The sequence below is a fragment of the Mycetohabitans sp. B2 genome, assembly GCF_021733735.1.
Taxonomy (GTDB): Bacteria; Pseudomonadota; Gammaproteobacteria; order Burkholderiales; family Burkholderiaceae; genus Mycetohabitans; species Mycetohabitans rhizoxinica.
Map to the genome: position 1 here is coordinate 44,715 of NZ_JAHKSP010000014.1, position 21,814 is coordinate 66,528.

The following is a 21,814-nucleotide window of genomic DNA, read 5'->3' on the forward strand; positions in this document are numbered from 1 at the left end:
GGCCCGCATATCGGCCTCGCCCCCCTGGGCTCACAGCACCTGGTCCAGCACGTTGTCGAGCATCGTGAGCATCTGGTCGATCTCGGCGCGCGTCACGTTCAATGCCGGCATGAAGCGCAGCAGGTTAGGGCGGGCGGCATTCAGTAGCAGGCCTTCCGGCGCCAACTCGCGTGCTTTCTGGACGATTTGTGGCCCGACATCCCGGCCGAGCAGCAACGCGCGCAGCATGCCTTCGCCACGCTCGCCGGCCAGCCCGCGCGCGTCGGACAGCGCGAGCAACCGCTCGCTCAGGTAGCGGGCGTTCTCGCGCACGTGTTCGAGAAAGCCCGGCGCGACGAGCTGCGATATCACCGCTTCGCCGACCGCGGTCATCAACGGGTTGCCGTTATACGTGCCGCCCTGGTCGCCGGCCTCGAAGCACGCGATCTCGTCGCGGGCGAGCAACGCGGCCAGCGGCACGCCACCGCCGATACCCTTACCCAGCGTCATGATGTCCGGCTCAATGCCGCTGAGCTGATAGGCGAACAGCGTGCCGGCGCGGCCGCAGCCGCTTTGCACTTCGTCAACAATCAGCAGCACGCCGCGTTCGCGCGTGAGGGCTCGCAATTGCTGCATGAACTCGCGCGACGCGGGAACCACGCCGGCTTCGCCTTGTATCGGCTCGAGCATCACCGCAACGGTCTTGTCGGTGATCAGCTTCTCGACGGAGCCGATATCGTTGAACTCGGCCTTCGGAAAGCCGGGTACCTGCGGCGCATATAGCGTATCCCAGCCGGGCTTGCCGCTGGCCGACATCGTCGCCAGCGTGCGACCGTGGAAGCCGTGGTGGAACGTGATGATCTCGTAGGCGCCGCCCTTGAACTTACGGCCCCACTTGCGCGCGAGCTTGATTGCACCCTCATTGGCTTCGGCGCCGCTGTTGGCGAAGAACACTTTGTCAAAACAACTGTTGTCAGTCAGCAACGTCGCCAGCCGTGCCATCGGTTCGTTGTAGAACGCCGGACTCGGATTGATCAACAGTCGTGCCTGCCGGTTCAGCGCGTCGATCATCGCGTCGTTGCCGTGCCCAAGCGCATTGACCGCCCAGCCCTGGATGAAGTCCAGATAGCGCTTGCCATTGTTGTCGTATAGCCACGATCCGTTGCCGTGCGTGAAAACGATATCGGGACGATCGGTGATGTACATCAGCGACTGGATTGGGTAATCCTGGAAATTCATGGCAAGTCTCTCCGCTCAACGGGAATGCGATCGCACGCAACGACCAACGGGAACAAAGGATCCGGAAAAAACAAAAGCCACGGAAGTCCGTGGCTTGGTAATCCGGTGCGCGGCAATTCTGCGCGACAGTCCGGGACGAGCCAGCGGCTTCCCTATAGAAGCAGCAAGCAACGACGTCGCAGATGGGCTTGAGCGCGAATCATCCGCGAAGAATACGCGACGCAAGCGCCGGTTGTAAACCGGAAATTGCGTCGCGCTTGCTCAGCATGCGGCTCGGTGCGGGCACGCCGCCATGCGACCCGGTCAGACCGCGTTCGCCAGATCCGCTGCGCTGGTGAACGAGTCTGCATAGAACTCGTCGGCTGGCAAGCCGTGATGCGCGGTGAAATCGCGCTGCGCGGCCTCGACCATCACCGGGGCGCCGCATGCATATACTTGATAGCCCGACAAGTCTGGCAGATCCTCGACAACGGCACGATGAACGAAACCCGTGCGGCCCTGCCAGCCGTCGGCCGGATCGGGTTCGGAGAGCACCGGCACGAACTTGAAGTTGGGCACGTCGCGTGCCCATTGCTCGGCCAGGCTTGCCAGGTACAGATCGCCGCGCCGGCGGCCGCCCCAATACAGCGTCATGGGCCGTGTCATGCCCTTGAAGATGGCATGCTCGATAATTGCCTTGATGGGCGCAAAGCCGGTTCCAGAGGCGAGCAGCACGATCGGCTTGTCGGCGTCCTCGCGCAGGAAGAATGTGCCGAGCGGACCCTCGAAGCGAAGGATGTCGCGCTCCTTCATCGCACCGAACACGTGGTCGGTGAACACGCCGCCCGGCATGTGCCGGATATGCAGCTCGAGCGGGCCTTCATGGTGTGGCGCGCTCGCCATGGAATAGCTGCGGCGTGTGCCGTCCTTCAAAATGAACTCGATGTACTGGCCCGCCAGATATTGCAGCCGTTCATTGGCCGGCAGTTGCAGCTTGAGCACGATCACGTCGTGCGCCACGCGCTCCAGTGCATTGACGCGGCACGGCAGCTTCTTTACTTGCATGTCGCCCACGCCGGCGATCTCACGGATATCGATTTCCAGGTCCGATTGCGCGGTGGTGCAACAAAATAGCGCCATGCCGCGGGTTCTTTCGTCGTTCGACAGCGCCGATGACGAATGCGAACGCTGCTCGATACTGCCGCTCACGAGCTGGCCCTTGCATGAGCCGCATGCGCCATTCTTGCAGCCGTACGGCAAGCCGATACCCTGACGCAGTGCCGCGCTCAAAACCGGTTCGTCGGCTTCGACCTGGAATTGCTTGCCGCTTTGTCGGATCGTTACGTTGAATGCCATAGTTCAATCGAGTAATAACAAAAACGTCTGATCGGCCGGCCCGTTACAATGTACCCGATGACCCTTTCTAGCCGATCTTTCCAATCGTGCGCCACGCCGCCGCACGTAGTAGACACTGCTTCCGCCGCCGCCTCGCCCGTGCGCAGCGGCGGTGGCGCGCCTGTGCGGCCAGCCGTGCTGCCGCGCCGCCGTGCTTTTGGCCGCCCCCGCATCCTGGTGGTCGGCTGCGGCGATATCGGGTTGCGCTGCGCAGCATGGCTGCGCGAACGCTTTCGCGTGTTCGCCCTGACGACTCAGCCGGCCCGTTTCGCCTCGCTGCGCTCGGCCGGGCTCGTGCCGCTGCTCGGCGATCTTGACGACCGGCGCTCGCTGGCGCGCGCCGCAAGCGTGGCGCGAGAAATGCTGCATTTGGCGCCGCCGCAAGCCCACGGTACGACAGATCGCCGCACTGCCTCGCTATTGGCTGCGTTGGGCGCGCGGCGGGGTCCGCGGCGCGCTACCCGCGCACCGCGCGTCGCCATCGGTGCGCCAAAAGTCGTGACGCGTCTGGCCGGTGGCGGGTCGCACACAACTGCCAGACGCGGCACGACCGAGAGCGTCATTGTACCCGAGCGGCCACCGCGTGCCGCGTGGCACCGGCGGTGGCAGCCGGGTATGCTGCGCCAGCCGTCGCCGGTACGCATTGTCTATATGAGCACCACAGGGGTCTATGGCGATTGCGATGGCGCGCTCGTCGATGAAACGCGGCCCGTGCGGCCGGTCAACGCGCGCGCGGTGCGCCGTGCATCAGCTGAGCGCCAATTGCGTCGCGCCGGCTCACGAGGGGTTGTTAGGGTGTCGATTCTCAGGGTGCCCGGGATCTACGCCCTCGAGCGGCTGCCCGTGGAGCGGCTGCGACGCGGTACGCCCGCTTTGTGCGATGTGGACGACGTCTATACCGGTCACGTCCATGCGCACGACCTCGCCACTATCACGGTCCGGGCGTTGTTCCGCGGCCGAGCGCAGCGCGTCGTTCACGCGGTCGACACTACGCATTGGAAAATGGGTGAGTACTTCGATCGTATCGCCCGCGCATGCGACTTGCGCCCGGTGCCGCGCATCACGCGGCAACAGGCCGAGACCACACTGGATGCGTCATTATTGTCGTTCATGCGCGAATCCCGCCGCCTGGCTAACCGACGTTTGCGCGATGAACTCATGGTTAAGTTGCGCTACCCGAGTGTCGAGGACTTTTTGCGCGAGCACGCGCGCCAATTGTCGAGCGTGCACCGCTGAACGCCGTTCACGATGCGAGCATCGGCATGGCCTCAATGATCGCGAAACACAGCAGTGCGCCAAGGATCGCGCCGATCAGATTGGGATGGTACTTGCGCTTTAGATGAAGTGCGGTCAGCAGTGCCCCGATCAGTATTGCGCCGAGCAACGCGAACGCAATCGTGATATAGGTGATCTCGAAGGTGTCGCTGATGATCATGGTGCCGTCCCTCCACAGCGTACGCCTGATGGCGTTCTTACTGGTCAGTATAGACATATGACTGCGGAAAGCATGTTGCGGTGCAGCAATGGCACCCCCGGGCTGACACATACGGGTGGTCCATAGTTTGCTAGTGTGCCGAAGTTGGATCGAAGTTCGGTTATACCGCTCGTTTCATCCCGTCAACATGCCCAGTTCGTCGGCTTCGAGCCACCACCACTGCCCCGGCGCGAGCGCCGCGGGCAGTACGAGTGCTCCGATGGCTTCGCGATGGAGTTGCTCGACGCGGTTGCCGGCGGCGGCGATCATCCGCTTGACCTGGTGGTATTTCCCCTCGGTGAGCACCAACTCGATCGTGTGTTCATCACGCAGCCGTGCCGAGCGCGCCACGCTCACCGCTGGCTCGCCGTGCAATTGCACCCCCTGACGCAGCGCATCAAGTTGGGCGTCCCGCACCGGATGGCGCGTGGTGGCTACGTACGTCTTCGGTATCTTGTGCTTGGGCGAGCTCAGCCGATGGATGAAGGCCCCATCGTCGGAGAGCAGCAATAAGCCCGTCGTATCCGCATCGAGGCGGCCCACGCATTGCACACCGCGCGTGATCAGCGCCGGGGGAAGCAGGCTATAGACGCTCGGATGGTGCTGCGGTGCGTGCGAGCACTCATACCCAGGTGGTTTGTGCAAGACCAGATAAGCCTGGTGCCGATACGCCCAGCGTACGCCGTCCACGTGGAATACCAGCCCTGCCGGCTCGAAGACGGCATCCGGATCGTCACAGCGCTGCTCGCCAATCGTGACCGCGCCTCGGATGACGAGCGCTCTGCACTCGCGCCGCGATCCGAAGCCTTGGGAAAAAAGAATGTTCTCGAGGTTCATGCGTTGGAATTCTAACAATGCCATCGTCGCGACGCGGTTGGTGTAGGTCGCGCCCGTTATCGTGTGCGTGGGCACCGGCGCGTCGCGGCTTGCCGGTGTGCGGGCCGTGTCAGCGACTGCGCAACACCTGTGCGCTAGGCCGATCCAACATCGTCACCGCGCTGACATACAATGGCCCTTTGTTCCCGCGCGTCGGTGAGCTGTTTCGATTTTTCTGATGCAGACATTTCTTGCGTTTGTCGCCGCCCTACTGCTGGTCTTTCTCAATGGTTTCTTCGTTGCCGCGGAATTCTCGCTGGTCAAGCTGCGCGGCACGCGGGTCGCGGCCATTTCCCGGCACTACGGCTGGCGGGGCCGCGTATTGGCGCGCGTGCATGCCCACTTGGATGCTTACCTGTCGGCTTGCCAACTCGGCATCACGCTGGCATCGCTTGGGCTGGGCTGGTTGGGAGAGCCGGCGTTTGCCCATTTGCTGGCCCCGCTGTTCAGCATGCTGCAAATCGTGCCGCCGCTTGCCGACGCGATCGCGCTGGCGCTAGCGTTCCTGATCATTTCGTTTCTGCATATTGTGGCAGGTGAGCTTGCGCCGAAATCGCTCGCTATCCGGATGCCGGAGCGCGCCGGCCTGCTGACTGCCGTGCCGCTATACCTGTTCTACTGGATCATGTATCCGGCCATTGCATTGCTCAATGTCAGCTCGAACCGGATGCTCGCGTGGTTTGGCCTGTCGGATGCCGGACAGGCCGAAGCGCCGTATGGTCGTGACGAGCTGAAGCTGATCGTGCGCGCGAGCCGGTCGCATCGGCAGTTCTCGAGCGACGAGCTGAGTACGTTGTCGCACTCGCTGGAGTTCGGCGAGCTGACTGCATCGGACCTGATGCGTCCGTTGCGCGACGCGGTGAGCTTTAACGTGGGTCTGTCATTCGACGCAAACCTGGCGTTGGCGGCAAAGAGTCGCTACAGCCGGTATCCGCTATTCGACGAAAGTGGCGACAAGGTGCTTGGCATGGTCGACGTGAAAGACTTGCTGTTTCGTCGTCTCGAAGGGCATACATCGCGCGACCTACGCGAGCTTGCGCGCCCCGTGCTCGAGGTGTTGCCGGAGATGCCCGCGCTCGAGTTGCTGCGGCGCTTTCGCTCGGGTGCGCCTCACTTTGCGGTGATTGGGCGTCCCGGGCTCAAGCCGGTCGGTTTCGTCACGTTGCCGGACCTGCTTGCGGCGCTGGTCGGCCAAATCCGGGACGATACGCGCGCCACTGACGTGGAATGGCAACGGCAGCCGGATGGCAGCGTGATCGGTCGCGGCAGCCTGTCGATCGTCTCGCTCGAGCACCTGTTGGGCGTGGACTTTGGTGAGCAGTCGGCCGAGTCGGTCGGCGGCATGATCCTGGACAAACTGGGCGAATTGCCGCAGCAGGGGCAGAGCGTGGACTTTGGCTCATGCCTGATTACCGTCAACGAACGGGTCGGTCCGCGCATCGTGACGGTCAAGGTCTGGCCGAAAGCGCCGCAGGGCGCGCAAGCTTAGCAGCGCCGATCGCCATTGATCCCGTCAGCCTGCCGGGTTTCACGCCGCCGGCCGGGCCATCGAGTTGGCACATCGACGAAAGAAAACCCCGTGAGACGTTGATCTCACGGGGTTTGTCCGCATACTGCGGCCTATGCCGAAATACTGTTGGTGCCCGGGGCCGGAATCGAACCGGCACGCCTTGCGGCGGGGGATTTTCTTCCCACTTCGGCTTTCGCCGCCGCCCACTCGGAGAGAGGACGTTCGTGGTCTGGAGCACGCCTTCACCTTAGCCTATTGGCCTTAGGTGCCCGCCGTCTGCTCTCTACACCTTCCAAGACGCCTCACGGCGCCAAGGCTTGGCTCGGCATTAGCTCGGACTCGCGTCCAGGGCCTTCACCGAGTTTGACGGGCTTCACCTCCGGGGTTTCCCCCGAAGGGCTCAAATTTGGTCTGAGTCCCCTGCGTCTACCAATTTCACCACCCGGGCAAAACGGTGAAGCAGCTTGCAACACTACCTCACACTCACTATCCGTGAGCGATGCTGATCCGCGTAGGATCGAAGTCACCACGCGGCGCAAACCGTGATTATGTCGTAATTCGACACGCTCGGCAAGCATGTCGGTCATGAGTGTCGTGAGCCCATGCATTGTCCGGGTCTGTAGCACGTCATGTGTCCGGTTTGGAGGGGCATAGGGCGCCACCGGTGAGCGGGGCACGTTGCTGAAAGGAAACCCGGAAGATGAGATTCGAAGCAGTCTACAGCGACTGGTAGAACAAGCGGCTCACGCAGGCTGAGGAGGCGGCACGGCTATTGAGGGTTGGCGAGTGCACGTTTGGGCGGCAGAGGGGCGCGACGAGGCCGATGGCCTGCACGGGCTAATCGACAAACGACTATGTCAAGTCTCGCACAAACGCTTACCGGCGCATGCGCCAGTGATCAGCGACAACCCGTTGCTTTGTGCTGCGGTATGGCGTCACCGTACGGCGCCTTTTGTTGTATTCAGTCATGCGGTTTTCCTGAGGATGGCGATGGCGTGTAGCGCGACGTCGCGCGGAGCATGACGCGGTAAGAGGCCCGCTCACCATGCATACAAATCGGCGTTGCCCCGCATCGCCTGCTCAATCAGCTTGCGGTTCAGTGTCGGCGAGAGCAATTCGATAAATGTATAGATGTAGCCGCGCAGGTAGGTACCTTGCTTCAATGCAACCCGTGTGGTGTTGGTGCCGAACAGGTGGCCAACAGGAATCGCGCGTAGCGGCCGGTCGCGCTGCGCGTTGAATGCGACGTCAGCCATGATCCCCACGCCCAGGCCCAGTTCGACATAGGTCTTAATGACATCCGCGTCGATCGCCTCAAGGATGATGTCGGGTGTGAGTCCACGCAAAGCGAACGCTTGGTTAATCTTCGAGCGCCCCGCGAACGCGTTGTCATAGGTGATCAACGGAAATTGCGCGAGATCGTCCAGCGTGATCTGCTCCTTTTTGTCAAGCAACGCATGTTCGGGCGGTGTGACCGCCAAATGATGCCACTGGAATGCCGGCAGCGAGACCAGGTCCTTGTACGTTGAGATGGCCTCGGTTGCGATGGCTAGGTCAGCCTGGTCGTGCAGGACCATTTCGGCGACCTGGGTCGGGTTGCCTTGCAAAATCGACAGGTGCACCTTCGGAAACCGCTTTTTGAATTCGGCCACCGCCCGCGGCAGTGAATACCGCGCCTGCGTGTGGGTAGCGGCGATCACCAGATTGCCTTGGTCCTGCGCTGCGTAATCCTTCCCGACTCTTTTTAGGTTTTCGACCTCTTGTAGGATTTTTTCCACCGAGGACAAGATGATCCTGCCGGGTTCGGTCAACGAGCGCACGCGCTTGCCGTGCCGGGTGAAGATCTCGACGCCAAGCTCGTCCTCCAACTCGATGATCGCCTTCGATACGCCGGGCTGCGAAGTGTACAAGGCCTTGGCTGCCTCAGTTAAGTTGAAATTCTGACGGACGGCCTCGCGCACGAACCGGAACTGATGCAGGTTCATATATAACCCTTCCGCATAAGGACAGAATTTTTTAGTCGTTTGACGTATAAAGCGAGTCTATTACGATTTCCCAGTTTTCCCAATATCGATATCTGTTTTTGTGCTTTGCAAATGGCGGATTATTCGAACGGGACGGCGGCGCGCAGGGGGTCCCAGAAAGGGTGGACCGGCGCAGTGCACCGTCGGCGCGCAACGCACATGAAAGACTGGGGCCCCCATGTATCAATACGATCAGTACGACCAGACAAGCGTCGACGAGCGTGTCCGGCAGTATGCCGATCAAGTCCGCCGGCGTTTGTCTGGAGAACTGACTGAGGAAGAATTCCGCCCGCTGCGACTGCAAAACGGGTTGTACATGCAGCGGCACGCCTATATGCATCGTATTGCGGTTCCGTACGGCAACCTGCGCAGCGACCAGCTGCGGATGCTGGCGCGCATTGCACGCGAGCACGATCGCGGCTACGGCCATTTCTCGACGCGCTCGAACATGCAGTTCAACTGGATCAAACTGGAGGAAACGCCGGAGATCCTGCGCAAGCTCGCGTCGGTGCAGATGCACGCGATCCAGACCTCGGGCAACTGCATCCGTAACATCACCGCTGACCAGTTCGCCGGCGTCGCGCCGGACGAGATCGTCGATCCGCGGCCATGGGCAGAGTTGCTGCGCCAATGGTCCACATTCCATCCCGAATTTGCGTGGCTGCCGCGCAAGTTCAAGATCGCCGTTGCCGGCGCGACGCAGGATCGTGCCGCTGTGCAGTTGCACGACCTAGGCGTTTATCTGAAGCGCGATGCTGATGGCGAGGTGATGTGCAGCGTGTTGGTGGGTGGCGGCATGGGCCGCACGCCAATTCTGGGCTCGATCATCAAGGAAGATCTGCCGTGGCAGCACCTGCTGACGTATTGCGAGGCCGTGCTGCGGGTGTATAACCGGTTCGGCCGTCGCGATAATTTGTTCAAGGCTCGGATCAAGATCCTAGTTAAGGCGCTCGGCAAAGACAAGTTTTCGCAGCAGGTGGAGCAGGAGTGGCAGCACTTAAAGGACGGCCCGTCGACGCTGACCCGCGACGAGGTGCAGCGCGTCGCGCAGCATTTCGCGCCGCCCCCGTATGAAAAGCTGTCCGATACCGACGCGTCGTTCGAACAGCACTTACTGGAGAACCGGGCATTCGCACGCTGGGTCGAGCGCAATGTGTCCCCCCATCGCGTGCCGGGCTATGCCGCGGTGACGTTGTCGTTGAAGCCTGGCGCCATGTGGAATTATCAGCCGCCGGGCGACGTGACCGATACGCAGATGGAAGCGCTCGCCGATTGGGCCGATGTGTACAGCTTCGGTCAGCTGCGCGTATCGCACGAGCAAAACCTGATCCTTGCGAACGTGAAGCAGCGCGATTTGTACACGCTATGGGAAAAGGCCCGCGAAGTCGGCTGCGGCGCGCCGAACGTCGGGTTGCTTACCGACATCATTGCCTGTCCGGGCGGTGATTTCTGCTCGCTGGCCAACGCGAAGTCGATCCCGATCGCGCAGGCAATCCAGCAGCGCTTCGACGATCTGGATTACGTGTACGACCTGGGCGAGCTGTCGTTGAACATCTCCGGCTGCATGAACTCGTGCGGCCACCATCACGTCGGCAATATCGGCATTCTGGGCGTGGACAAGGATGGCTCCGAGTGGTACCAGGTCTCGCTTGGCGGTGAGCAGGGCAACGCATCGGCACTGGGCCGGGTGATCGGGCCGTCGTTCGCCGCCGACGAGGTGCCAGAGGTCATCACCAAGGTGATCGATACGTTCGTCGAGCATCGTGTCGAGGACGAACGTTTCATCGATACGTATAAGCGGATCGGCATGGCGCCGTTCAAGCAACGGGTGTACGCGGCGCGTCAACCGGCGCATGCGTGAGGTGGAAGATGACTCAAGCCATTGAAAAAATCATCCGACAACGCCAGGTCGTGGACGACGACTGGAGCGTCGTGCGTGTCGCGCAGGACGGCTCGCTGCCGGTCGTCCGGTCATTGCCGGCGGGCCGCGTTATCGTGCCGCTGCCCTACTGGCAAGCCGAGCGTGACGCGTTGCTCGCCGCACGCGACAAGTCGCAGCGCGGCGTGTGGCTCGCGCCGGACAGCGAGCCGGCCGAGTTGGCCGACGACCTAGAACACATTGCGCTGGTCGCCGTGGATTTTCCGGTGTTCCGTGACGGGCGGGGCTATAGCATCGGGCGGCTGTTGCGCGAGCGCTATGGCTGGAAGGGGCAGTTGCGGGCGATCGGCGATGTGTTGCGCGATCAACTGCTGTACCTGTCACGCTGCGGCTTCGATGCGTTTGCGGTGCGTGCGGACAAGGATATCCATGACGCGTTGAAGGCGTTCGACGAGCTGAGCGTACGCTATCAGGGCGCGTTCGACGAGCCGCGCCCGTTATTCCGGCGCCGCGCGCAAGCCGCGGCGGTCAGCCACGCGAGCGCGGTGGGCCAGCCATGAGCGAAACCGTCGTCACGTTCGGGCGTGCGGCGCCGAGCGATCCGCTCGTACACGCCGAGTCGCTCACGCCGCAGCGCGAGCAGCGCATCGAGAGGCTCGATGCGCTGCTCGCCACGATTGCGGCGAGCCACACGTGTGTGAAGTTTGCCAGTAGCCTGGCCGCCGAGGACATGCTACTGACCCATGCGATTCTGTCGCGCAACCTGCCGATTATCATTTTCTCGCTGAATACGGGCCGGCTGCATGCCGAAACGGTCAGCATGATCGAGCAGGTCCGGCAGCGTTATGGCTACGTCATCGAACAATGGCATCCGCAGCAGGGGGCGGTCGACGCGTATATCAGCGAGCATGGGCTGAATGCGTTTTACGACAGCATCGAGCTGCGCAAGCGGTGTTGCGAGATCCGCAAGGTCGAGCCATTAAATCACGCGCTGGCTGGCGCGCAAGCGTGGGTGACCGGGCAGCGGCGTGAGCAATCGGTCACCCGTGCGCAACTGCCTGAACGAGAGCAGGATGGGGCACGCGGCATCGCAAAGTACAACCCGCTCGCCGACTGGACCGAGGCCGACGTTTGGGCCTATCTGAAGGCGTACGACGTGCCGGTCAATCCATTGCATGCGCGCGGTTACCCAAGCATCGGCTGCGAGCCGTGCACGCGCGCGATCCGCGCCGGCGAGGATCGTCGCGCCGGACGCTGGTGGTGGGAAAGCCGCGACTCGAAGGAGTGTGGGCTGCATCCGGGCGCGCCAGCCCGAGCTTGAACCGAATCGAAGCATTGAGGACGACTATGAGCACGTTGCTCGAACCGACGGACATCACCCCGCGCCACAACACGGCCACACGCCTAGACCACCTGGATTGGCTCGAGGCGGAATCGATCCATATTCTGCGCGAGTTAGTGGCCGAATGCGCAAGGCCGGCGCTGCTGTTCTCCGGCGGCAAGGATTCGGTCGTCGTGCTGCATCTCGCACTCAAGGCCTTCGGCCTCGGCCCCGGGCGCCGCACGCAGTTGCCTTTTCCGCTGGTGCATATCGACACGGGGCATAACTACCCCGAGGTCATTGAGTTCCGGGACCGCCGGGCCGCGCAGATCGGCGCGCAACTGGTCGTGGGCCACGTCGAGGACTCGATCCGGCGCGGCACGGTGCGGCTGCGGCACGAAACCGATTCGCGCAACGCCGCGCAGGCGGTGACGTTGCTGGAGACGATTGACGCACACCGCTACGACGCGATGATCGGCGGCGCGCGCCGCGACGAAGAGAAGGCTCGGGCAAAGGAGCGGATTTTCTCGTTCCGGGACGAGTTCGGCCAATGGGACCCGAAAGCGCAACGGCCGGAGCTGTGGCGCTTGTTCAACACGCGCCTGCATCCGGGCGAGCACCTGCGTGTGTTCCCGATCTCGAATTGGACCGAACTTGACGTGTGGCAGTACATCGCGCGTGAAAACCTCGAATTGCCGTCGATCTACTATGCGCACGAGCGCGAGATCGTTCGCCGCAACGCTCTGCTGGTGCCGGTCACACCGCTCACGCCCAAGCGCGACGGAGAAACCAGCGAGTCCTTGCGGGTGCGATTTCGCACCGTCGGCGACATCAGTTGCACCTGCCCCGTCGCCAGTGACGCGGACACGGTCGAAAAGATCATTGCCGAGACCGCGGTGACGCAGATCACCGAACGCGGCGCGACCCGAATGGATGACCAAACCTGCGAGGCGGCGATGGAGCAGCGCAAGAAGCAAGGATATTTTTGAGTGCCTGACTGGTCCCCTGACCCGATACGAATTGACGTAAAACACCATGAGCCTGAACCAGACCGAAGACCTCGGCGTACTGCGTTTCATCACCGCCGGCAGTGTCGATGACGGCAAGAGCACGCTGATCGGGCGCTTGCTGTATGACAGCAAGGCCGTGTTGTCCGACCAGTTGTCGGCCCTGTCGCGCGCGAAGAACAAGCGCGCCGTCGGTGAGGACATCGACCTGTCGCTGTTGACCGATGGACTGGAGGCCGAGCGTGAGCAGGGGATCACGATCGATGTGGCATACCGGTACTTTGCCACTGTCAAGCGCAAGTTCATCATCGCGGACACGCCGGGGCATGAACAATACACGCGCAACATGGTGACGGGTGCGTCAACCGCACACGCGGCGATCATCCTGGTAGACGCGACGCGGGTGAGTGTGAACGATGCGGCGCACACGCAGCTGCTGCCGCAGACCAAGCGCCATAGCGCGATCGTCAAGTTGCTGGGCTTGCCGCACGTGATCGTCGCGGTCAACAAGATGGATCTAATCGAGTTTAGCGAGGCACGCTTCAATCAGATTCGCGATGCGTACGTTGAGCTGGCCGCGCAGTTGGGCCTGGCCAACGTGCGCTTTGTGCCGGTTTCGGCGCTCAAGGGCGACAACGTTGTCGCCGCGAGCGAGCGCATGCCGTGGTATGCCGGCGAGCCGCTATTGGATATGCTGGAGTCGCTGCCGGTGGACCAGCAGGTGAACGCGGCGCTGCGTCTGCCGGTGCAGTGGGTCGCGCGGCAGGACGGCGCGCAGGCGGACGATTTTCGCGGCTACATGGGGCGCGTAGAATCCGGCGAGATCGAGGTCGGGCAGACCGTGGCCGTGTTGCCGGCCCAGCGCCGGGCGAGCGTGGTGCAGATCATCGTGCCGGTGTCAGGTGGCACCGCCTCGGTTGACCGGGCGTTTGCTGGCCAATGCGTGACGGTGTGTCTGGCCGAGGATATCGACGTATCACGTGGCGATACGCTGGTGGCCGCGGACGATGTCCCGACGCCGGCCCGCAAGCTGCAGGCGGACCTGTGCTGGTTCGACGACGCGCCGTTGTCGCTGCAACGCAAGTACCTGCTCAAGCAGACGAGCGCGACCGTGTTTGCACGCGTCAGTGCGATCGAGCGGGTGCTCGACGTGCATACGTTGTCGCATGCCACTGGGCGGGATGCATTGGCAATGAACGATATCGGCACGGTGTCCCTGACGCTGCAAAAGCCGGTAGTCGTGGATACGTACGATAGTCATCCAGGTACCGGGGCGTTCGTGCTGATCGACGAGGCGACCCACCAGACGGTCGCTGCTGGCATGATCCGTGCCTATTCGGCGTGATGTATCCTATTGTGATCCGGTGATCGCGAACGGACAGGAGCGATGATGGGTAAAGTGTACTTGATCGGTGCGGGACCCGGTGCGTCGGATCTCATCACGGTGCGCGGCGCACGCATGCTGGGCATCGCCGATGTGGTGCTGCATGATGCACTGGTCGAGCCGGGCATGCTCGAGCACGCGCCGCAGGCCCGTAAGATCGCGGTCGGTAAGCGGTGCGGCCAGCGCTCGAGTGCACAGCATTTCATCAACAAGCAGCTCATCGATGCGGCGCGCGAATACGCACGGGTCGTGCGGCTCAAGGGCGGCGACCCGATGCTGTTTGGCCGCGCCGACGAAGAAATCCGTGCGCTGGAGGCAGCTGGCATCGACTACGAGATCGTGCCCGGTATCACTGCTGCACTGGCCAGCGCGGCGACGTTGCGCCGGTCATTGACGCTGCGCGGTGTCGCGCGCAGCGTCGCATTCGCCACGCACAGCCGGGCGCCCGGGTCCGACGAGATCCGCGAGCGCGTCAATGCGGATTCGCTGGTCTACTACATGGGACGCGACAGTGCCGCGACGATTGCGCGGCAACTGATCGATGCCGGCCGTTCGCCGTGCACGCCGGTGACGATCGTCGAGGCGGCGACCACCGAACGTGAGCGTACGCTGACATTGACGCTTGGCGAGATGGCGCACGGCCGCGCGCAGCCTTGGTTCGACCCTTCCCAGCCGAGCCTGCTGATGATTGGCGACGCGTTTGCGCCGCGCGAGGCCTTCGGTACAGGCGGCGTCATCGATACCGCATCGCAGGCACGGCCGGTCACACCGCCGGCACTGCCACTGCCGGTGCTGCAATTCGCCGCATGAGCCGCGTGTTCGGCGGCATCATGCCCGGCATGAGCTTGCCGCTGTTCGCGCACCGCCGCACCGGCGCGGTGACGCTTCACTCGTTGCACGCTTCACCGGTGGTACGTGCTTGCGCGGTGCTACGTCGCGTAGTGGTTAGGGTTAGCGGGATTCGTGCAGGGCGCGCTCGCAGCATGCCGCGATCGCGAGCAACACCGCTTCGTCCTCGCCGATGGACGACGCGCAATCGATCCGCACGTGCGGATGGGTGAGGCGAGCCTGATTGAGCAACGGCGGCAAGTCGCGTCGCACGTGGCCGCCCTGGCCCATCAACACCGGCACAATGACGATCCGGTCGCATCCGCGAGCGACCTGCGCTGCAATCGCGGCCTGAAGCGACGGTTGCATCAGTTCCAAGAATGCGAGTGACACCGGGCCCTCGTCCTGCTGCGCGCGGCGGCGTGCCCTCACTAGCGACGCGACCCGCTCGAACGGCTCGGCCCAGCGCGAATCGCGTGCGCCGTGGCCGAGCAAAATTAATCCGCTACTTGATGCTGACATGACGATACTCTTAGTCGATCACGTACCGCGCCGGCACGATGATGCTATCGAGATGACACCGGCGCGGGCGTCAGTGGCGATCGGCCCAGCGCAGCGCGAATACTCCCAACGCAAGATAGATCAGGCCGGGTGTTGCGGCGGTCAACGGCGCGGGCCAGGTGTTGAGTGTGCCGATGTGCGAGAACAGCGTGTTGAACAACTGGAAGCTCATGCCAAGCATGATGCCGCCGAACACCTTGACGCCGACGACGCCCGCACGCGTATGCAGGTAGGCAAACGGCAGCGACAGCACCAGCATTACCAATACGGCGAACGGATAGAGCACCTTGCGCCACAGCGCAATCACATAGCGTTGCGCATCCTGGTGATTCTCGCGCAAATGCTGCACGTACGAAAACAGGTTGGTCATCGACATCCGGTCCGGCGCGACCAGCAACACCGACAGGATCTGCGGGGTCAGCTCGGAGCGCATCGGGTACTCCGGCATCGAGACCTGCGCGGACTTATACACGGGATTGAGCACGTCCTTGGCTGTCGCGGCGGCTGGCGCCACATCATGCAGCTGCGTTTCCGTCACGCCCTTGAGCAGCCACTGGCCCGGCCGCATGTAGCGGCCGCTCTGCGCCGTGCGCACGTCCGCAAGACGGAATTGTGAATCGAATTCATAGATCCGCACGTTCGAAATGGTCGCGTCCGGCTTCAGTTCTCCCACGTTCACGAACCGCGTGACCTGTGCGGTGGCGCCATTGCCCGGCACTGTATCCTTGACCCACACGCCCGATTGGAAATTGCTTGATACCGACGAGCCGAGCGCCTCTAGGCGCACGCGCTCGGACAACTGGTCGGTGTAGGGGCCGATGATTTCGCCGATCACGAAGGTCAGCACGACGATCGGCACGCCGATTTTCAGCAATGAGCCGAGCGCGCGATGCGTGGACAGCCCTGAGACGCGAAAAATCGTGAACTCGGAACTGGCCGCCATCTGCGCGAACACGTAGATGGCGCTGATCAGTGCGGCGACCGGGATGATCTCGTAGAACCGCGACGGCGTCTGCAGCATCACGCGCAGCACCGCATAGCTGAACTTGTAGTTGCCGTGCCCGACGGCGTTCAGTTCGCTGATCAGGTCGAAGAAGAAAAACAACCCTGAGAACGCGAACAGGATGAATGCAAAGGTTAGGTAGACCTGCTTGGCAAGGTACCTTTCGTAGAGGCGCATCGTTCAGCCTCCGGATGCCGCGCGCAGCGCCGGGCGCCGCAGCAGCGGACGGTTGCGCACGCGCAACCAGAATACGAAGACGACGATTGCCGAGACGATCACGTGCAGTCCCAGCAGCCCGGGCACGAACGCGACCTTGCCTTGCTCGATCCAGGCCTGAACCAGGTTCATCAGGTTCGAATACGTTAGGTAGATAAGCACTGCGAGCACCAGATTGATTGTGCGGCCGCGCCGCGGGTTCTGGTACGCGAGTGGAATGGCCAGCAGCATCAGGTTCAGCGCAGTCAACGGCAGGCCGGCCCGCCACGCGAACTCGGCCAGATGGGTAGGGTTGGGCTCGCGCAGCAGCGTGGCCGTCGGCAGGCTAGTGGTCGTCGGCCGGTTCACCAGTTGTCGGCTTTGGATCTTCACCCCGTAGCGCGCGAATTCCATGATGCGGAAATCGGGTTTGCCCGGCTCGCCATCGTAGCGGCGTCCGTTCTCCAACACGACGAAGCGGTCGCCATTCGGGTGGATTTCCGTATGGCCGGTCTTGGAGACAACGACGTTGACTTTGCCGTTTTCCGTGCTCGTCACAAATACGTTTTCGACGCGTCCTTGATCGGGACTCATCTTCTCGATGAAGAACACCCGATGGTTCGCGGCGGATTCGCGAAATTGGCCGGGCGCGAGCAGCGACACCTCGTCGCGCTGCTGAAAGCGCTCGCGGATCAGCTTGCTTTGCTCGTTCGCCCACGGCCAGCCGACGAAGGCAAAAAAGGCGATCAGCACGACGATCGGCGCGGCAAACGTGGCGATCGGCTTGATCAGCCGGGTCAGGCTCACGCCGCACGAAAGCCAGACCACCATCTCGGAGTCGCGGTACCAGCGCGTGAGCACGAACAGGATTGACACGAACAGCGTCGCAATCAGCATCACCGCCACATAGCTGATCATCGTCAAGCCGATCAGCACGACGACATCGCGGGGATCGATCTGGCCCGAGGCGGCAAAGCCGACGATGCGGATCATCATCGTCGTCAGCACGAGGGTGAGCAGCACGAGGAAAACCGCGCCGGCCGTATAGGCGAGTTCGCGCTGCAAGGAGCGTTCAAGAATCATCTGGTCACATCATGTTCGTGTCCCGGCTGCCGGCTTGGACCACGATGGCGAGTCGGGATTCACCGCCCGTCCACGACGGGCGTTTGCACGCGCGTGACGCACGTGGACCGGTCCATCGAAGGAGGAGATCCGGCGCCAGCCACGCCGCGGCAGGAAAAATAGCGGATAATTGCGGCTTGGTTTGACTAACAGCCCAGGATTCTAGCCAAGGACGAGCGCGATGGACTTTAGCACAAAAGCTTGTGATTGGAACAAAGCCGCGGACAGCGCGTTGCTGAACGCAAAGTCGGATTGCATCGTGGTCGGCGTATTCGATGCGCGGACGCTGTCCGGCGCCGCACAAAAGCTTGATGCCGCGACCCAGGGGCTGGTCAGCCGCCTGGTCAAGAGCGGTGACCTGGATGGCAAGGCCGGCTCGACGCTGATGCTGCATGCAGTGGCCGGCATTGGCGCGTCGCGCGTGTTGCTAGTGAGCCTAGGCAAGCAGGACGCGCTGGGCCCGAAGACGTTCACCGATGCGGCGCGCGCGGCGTGGCGTGCAGTGTTGGCCACGCGCGCGGTGAGCGTGACATGGGCGCTCGCGCAGGTGGCGGTCAACGACCGCGAGGCCAGCTGGAGCGCGCGTGTGAGCGCGTTGACGCTGCGCGAGCTGACCTATCAATACACGCAGACTAAGTCCAAGTCGGCGACCGACGCGGCCCATGGCGGCGCAGTGAAGAAGATGGTCGTGGTGGTGGACCCGGCACACGAGAAGGCGGCGCGCGTCGCGTTGAAGCAGGGCGTGGCGATCGCTAATGGCATGGATTTGACCCGTGAACTGGGCAACCTGCCCAGCAATATTTGCACGCCAACGTACCTGGCCGGTGTCGCGAAACAACTGGCGAAGGACTGGAAGCTAAAGGTTGAGGTGCTGGGCCAGAAGCGGATCGAGGCGCTGAAGATGGGCGCGTTTCTGTCGGTCGCCAAGGGCTCGGCGCAGCCGCCGCAGTTCATCGTGCTGCAGCACCATGGCGCTGGGGCGAAGCAGGCGCCGGTGGTGCTGGTCGGCAAGGGCATCACATTCGACTCGGGCGGCATCTCGATCAAGCCGGGTGAAGGCATGGACGAGATGAAATACGACATGTGCGGCGCCGGCTCGGTGCTCGGCACGTTCCGCGCGATCGCCGAGATGGGGCTGAAGCTGAACGTCGTCGGCCTAATCCCGACGTGCGAGAACATGCCCAGCGGCAGTGCGAACAAGCCGGGCGACATCGTGACCAGCCTGTCCGGCCAGACGATCGAGATCCTGAACACCGACGCCGAGGGACGGCTAATCCTGTGCGATGCGCTCACGTACGCGGAGCGCTTTAAGCCGGCTGCCGTGATTGACATCGCGACGCTGACGGGCGCCTGCGTGATCGCGCTGGGACACCATAATAGCGGCTTGTTCTCGAAGGATGACGCGTTGGCCGATGCGTTGCTCGCGGCCGGCCGTCACGCGTCGGATCCCGCGTGGCGGTTGCCGCTGGACGACGAATACCAGGAGCAGTTGAAGTCGAATTTCGCGGACATGGCCAACATTGGTGGGCGGCCAGCCGGCAGCGTAACGGCCGCGTGCTTTCTCGCGCGTTTTGCGCAGGCCTACCCGTGGGCGCACCTGGACATCGCCGGCACCGCGTGGAAGAGCGGCAGCGCAAAGGGCGCAACGGGCCGCCCCGTGCCGCTGCTCACGCAATTTTTGATCGATCGCGCGAAGTGATGCTCGCCGAAGCACACCGCGCCGCATCCATGAACCAGCGAGGGTTGGGCTGTCGATGACCCGTGTGGACTTTCACACCCACGTCGCGGATCCACTGAGCTATGCGTGCCGGCTGGCGCGCAAAGCCTACCAGGCCGCGCAGCCGCTCGTCGTGCTGGGCGAGCCCGCCGTGCTGCGCGCCTTCGACGAGCGGCTGTGGACGTTCTCGCCGCTGGACTTCATCCCGCATTGCATGGCCGACTCGGCGCTGGCCGGCGAGACGCCGGTGGTGCTGACCACTGATCTGGATCAGGCGCCGCACTACGCAATTTTGCTCAACTTAGGCAGCGCGGTGCCGCCGCAATTCGCGCGCTTCGAACGGTTGCTCGAGGTTATCGGCAATGACGAGCACGGGCTCGCGGCTGGGCGCGAACGGTACCGTTTCTATCGGGACCGCGGCTACACGTTGAACATGTACAAGCAAGGCGAGTGACGCACGCATTGTGCGCCGCATGCGCCCGCGCGATGACATGACACGGGCAGCGCAACGCGCAGCAACGCTGGAAGCGGTCCAATGCGCGGGATGCCGATCAGCGCTTTCGTCATTCCCCGTTTTATTGTGGTCGGTGGTGTGACGTGAGGATACGGGTCCCGGCGCGAGGCCGCCGGAACCTGCGCTGCGCGGTTCAGCCGGTGACCGCGCCTTTGTCGGCCGGGCGCGCGAGCTCGGCATACTTGGCCAGCACGCCGCGGGTATAACGTGGCTTGGGCGGAGTCCATGCGGCGCGGCGACGCGCCAGTTCGGCCTCGTCGACGTTTAATTGCAGCAGGAGCTGGTGCGCGTCGATCGTGATCGAGTCACCTTCCTGTACCAGCGCAATTGTGCCGCCCGCGAAGGCTTCCGGCGCTACGTGGCCGACCACCATACCCCAAGTGCCGCCGGAGAAGCGTCCGTCGGTGATGAGCCCGACCGATTCGCCCAGCCCCTTGCCGATGATGGCGGAGGTCGGCGCGAGCATTTCCGGCATGCCGGGCCCACCCTTGGGGCCGAGATAGCGCAGCACCATTACGTCACCGGCCTTAATCCGGTCCGCCAGAATCGCCTCGAGCGCACTTTGCTCGTCATCGAACACGCGGGCCGGCCCCGTGATGACGGGGTTTTTCAGGCCGGTGATCTTCGCGACCGCGCCGGACTCGGCCAGATTACCTTTCAGGATCGCCAGATGCCCCTCGCTATACAGCGCCTTGTCGATCGGGAAGATCACCTGCTGGTCCGCGCGGGGCTGGCTCGGCACGTCCTTCAGTTCGTCGGCGATCGTCTTGCCGGTGATCGTCATGCAGTCGCCGTGTAGCAGGCCGGCGTCCAGCAAGATCTTCAGCACTTGCGGAACGCCGCCGGCACGATGCAGGTCGGTCGCCACGTATTGGCCGGACGGCTTCAGATTGCAGAGCACCGGCACGCGCTTGCGGATGCGCTCGAAGTCATCGATCGTCCACTCGACCTCGGCGGCGTGCGCGATGGCCAGATAGTGCAGCACCGCGTTCGTCGAGCCGCCGGTCGCCATGATCAGCGATACGGCGTTTTCGATCGATTGGCGCGTGATGATGTCGCGCGGCTTCAAGTCGTTTTTCACCGCTTCGACGAGCACGCGCGCCGATTCGGCAGCGGACGCGACCTTCTCGTCGTCCGGATTGGCCATCGTCGACGAGTACAGCAGTGACATGCCCAGCGCCTCGAACGACGAACTCATCGTGTTCGCGGTGTACATGCCACCGCACGAGCCGGTGCTCGGACAGGCGTTGCGCTCGACCCCGTCAAATTCCTCTTGCGTCATGCGTCCCGCGGTGAACTCGCCGACCGCTTCGAACGATGACACGATCGTCAAATCCTTGCCTTTCCAGTGACCCGGACGGATCGTGCCGCCGTAGACATAGATGCCTGGCACGTTCATCCGGGCCAGCGCCATCATGCCACCCGGCATGTTCTTGTCGCAGCCGCCGATGACCACCACACCGTCCATCCACTGCCCCTGCACGCAGGTCTCGATGGCATCGGAGATCACTTCGCGCGACACCAGTGAGTACTTCATGCCTTCCGTGCCCATCGACATGCCGTCCGAGATCGTCGGCGTGCCGAACGTCTGCGCATTGGCGCCGGCGTCCTGGATCGCGCCGACTGCCGCGTCGGCGAGCCGTTGCAGTCCCGCGTTGCACGGCGTGATCGTTGAATGCGCGTTGGCGATGCCGATCATCGGCTTGTCAAAATCTTCCTTCTTATAGCCGAGCGCGTAATACATCGAGCGGTTTGGCGCACGGGCGACGCCTTGAGTGATGTTCTTTGAACGACGGTTGTACGGCAT

At 63.0% G+C, this 21,814-nt stretch carries 19 protein-coding genes; 10 read left to right on the forward strand and 9 right to left on the reverse strand.

Going from position 1 to position 21,814, the window contains the following annotated elements:
- Positions 1-30 precede the first annotated feature (30 nt).
- Together KPG66_RS02255 and KPG66_RS02260 are read right to left on the reverse strand one after the other, a co-directional pair.
- Positions 31-1,218: an acetylornithine transaminase gene (locus KPG66_RS02255; protein WP_237069897.1), complete on the reverse strand. Its 1,188-nt coding sequence runs from the start codon at positions 1,216-1,218 to the stop codon at positions 31-33.
- A 303-nt stretch (positions 1,219-1,521) separates the two neighbouring features.
- Entirely contained in the window at positions 1,522-2,553 is a 1,032-nt protein-coding gene (locus tag KPG66_RS02260; RefSeq protein ID WP_013434331.1) for a CDP-6-deoxy-delta-3,4-glucoseen reductase, read from the reverse strand.
- Between the two features lie 177 nt (positions 2,554-2,730).
- On the opposite strand from KPG66_RS02260, the gene KPG66_RS02265 reads away from it, so the two are divergent.
- Entirely contained in the window at positions 2,731-3,828 is a 1,098-nt protein-coding gene (locus tag KPG66_RS02265) for an SDR family NAD(P)-dependent oxidoreductase (protein WP_237069908.1), read from the forward strand.
- A gap of 7 nt (positions 3,829-3,835) precedes the next feature.
- Here KPG66_RS02265 and KPG66_RS02270 read toward each other — a convergent pair whose 3' ends face one another.
- Together KPG66_RS02270 and KPG66_RS02275 are read right to left on the reverse strand one after the other, a co-directional pair.
- A complete protein-coding gene (locus tag KPG66_RS02270; protein ID WP_041754049.1) occupies positions 3,836-4,027 on the reverse strand; it encodes a hypothetical protein in 192 nt (63 codons plus the stop codon).
- A 174-nt stretch (positions 4,028-4,201) separates the two neighbouring features.
- Entirely contained in the window at positions 4,202-4,903 is a 702-nt protein-coding gene (locus KPG66_RS02275) for a 16S rRNA pseudouridine(516) synthase (RefSeq protein WP_041753089.1), read from the reverse strand.
- Positions 4,904-5,120: 217 nt separating this feature from the next.
- Between KPG66_RS02275 and KPG66_RS02280 the strand changes: the two genes are divergently transcribed.
- Positions 5,121-6,431, forward strand: a complete 1,311-nt coding sequence (locus tag KPG66_RS02280; protein WP_013434338.1) for a hemolysin family protein — start codon at positions 5,121-5,123, stop codon at positions 6,429-6,431.
- A 1,061-nt stretch (positions 6,432-7,492) separates the two neighbouring features.
- Here KPG66_RS02280 and KPG66_RS02285 read toward each other — a convergent pair.
- A complete protein-coding gene (locus KPG66_RS02285) occupies positions 7,493-8,437 on the reverse strand; it encodes a CysB family HTH-type transcriptional regulator (protein WP_013434340.1) in 945 nt (314 codons plus the stop codon).
- Positions 8,438-8,654: 217 nt separating this feature from the next.
- Here KPG66_RS02285 and KPG66_RS02290 point away from each other — a divergent pair, with 217 nt between their 5' ends.
- The 6 genes from KPG66_RS02290 to cobA are packed head-to-tail and all read left to right on the forward strand — an operon-like array spanning position 8,655 to position 14,877.
- Positions 8,655-10,337 (forward strand): nitrite/sulfite reductase, encoded by a 1,683-nt coding sequence (locus KPG66_RS02290; RefSeq protein ID WP_237069898.1) that lies wholly within the window; start codon positions 8,655-8,657, stop codon positions 10,335-10,337.
- Between the two features lie 8 nt (positions 10,338-10,345).
- Positions 10,346-10,915 carry a DUF934 domain-containing protein gene (locus KPG66_RS02295; RefSeq protein WP_272907016.1) on the forward strand — a complete coding sequence of 190 codons (570 nt, stop codon included), beginning with the start codon at positions 10,346-10,348 and terminating at the stop codon, positions 10,913-10,915.
- Entirely contained in the window at positions 10,912-11,676 is a 765-nt protein-coding gene (locus KPG66_RS02300; protein WP_013434343.1) for a phosphoadenylyl-sulfate reductase, read from the forward strand. The genes KPG66_RS02295 and KPG66_RS02300 overlap by 4 nt, the downstream gene beginning before the upstream one ends.
- Before the next feature lie 26 nt (positions 11,677-11,702).
- Positions 11,703-12,665 carry a sulfate adenylyltransferase subunit CysD gene (gene cysD / locus KPG66_RS02305; protein ID WP_237069899.1) on the forward strand — a complete coding sequence of 321 codons (963 nt, stop codon included), beginning with the start codon at positions 11,703-11,705 and terminating at the stop codon, positions 12,663-12,665.
- Positions 12,666-12,711: 46 nt separating this feature from the next.
- Entirely contained in the window at positions 12,712-14,028 is a 1,317-nt protein-coding gene (locus KPG66_RS02310; RefSeq protein WP_237069900.1) for a sulfate adenylyltransferase subunit 1, read from the forward strand.
- 45 nt (positions 14,029-14,073) lie between these two features.
- Positions 14,074-14,877, forward strand: a complete 804-nt coding sequence (gene cobA / locus KPG66_RS02315; RefSeq protein WP_083813420.1) for a uroporphyrinogen-III C-methyltransferase — start codon at positions 14,074-14,076, stop codon at positions 14,875-14,877.
- A 141-nt stretch (positions 14,878-15,018) separates the two neighbouring features.
- On the opposite strand, the gene KPG66_RS02320 is transcribed toward cobA, so the two are convergent.
- The 3 genes from KPG66_RS02320 to lptF form a co-directional block, all read right to left on the reverse strand.
- Entirely contained in the window at positions 15,019-15,417 is a 399-nt protein-coding gene (locus KPG66_RS02320) for a sirohydrochlorin chelatase (protein ID WP_237069901.1), read from the reverse strand.
- Positions 15,418-15,487: 70 nt separating this feature from the next.
- Positions 15,488-16,636, reverse strand: coding sequence for an LPS export ABC transporter permease LptG (gene lptG / locus KPG66_RS02325; RefSeq protein ID WP_237069902.1), 1,149 nt, complete (start codon positions 16,634-16,636; stop codon positions 15,488-15,490).
- 3 nt (positions 16,637-16,639) lie between these two features.
- Positions 16,640-17,737, reverse strand: a complete 1,098-nt coding sequence (gene lptF, locus KPG66_RS02330; protein ID WP_013434349.1) for an LPS export ABC transporter permease LptF — start codon at positions 17,735-17,737, stop codon at positions 16,640-16,642.
- A 220-nt stretch (positions 17,738-17,957) separates the two neighbouring features.
- Between lptF and KPG66_RS02335 the strand changes: the two genes are divergently transcribed.
- Together KPG66_RS02335 and KPG66_RS02340 are read left to right on the forward strand one after the other, a co-directional pair.
- Entirely contained in the window at positions 17,958-19,475 is a 1,518-nt protein-coding gene (locus KPG66_RS02335) for a leucyl aminopeptidase (RefSeq protein ID WP_237069903.1), read from the forward strand.
- A gap of 55 nt (positions 19,476-19,530) precedes the next feature.
- The gene (locus KPG66_RS02340; protein WP_013434351.1) at positions 19,531-19,947 is read left to right on the forward strand and encodes a DNA polymerase III subunit chi; all 417 of its coding nucleotides are present in this window, start codon (positions 19,531-19,533) and stop codon (positions 19,945-19,947) included.
- A gap of 193 nt (positions 19,948-20,140) precedes the next feature.
- Here KPG66_RS02340 and ilvD read toward each other — a convergent pair whose 3' ends face one another.
- A complete protein-coding gene (gene ilvD, locus KPG66_RS02345; protein WP_237069904.1) occupies positions 20,141-21,814 on the reverse strand; it encodes a dihydroxy-acid dehydratase in 1,674 nt (557 codons plus the stop codon).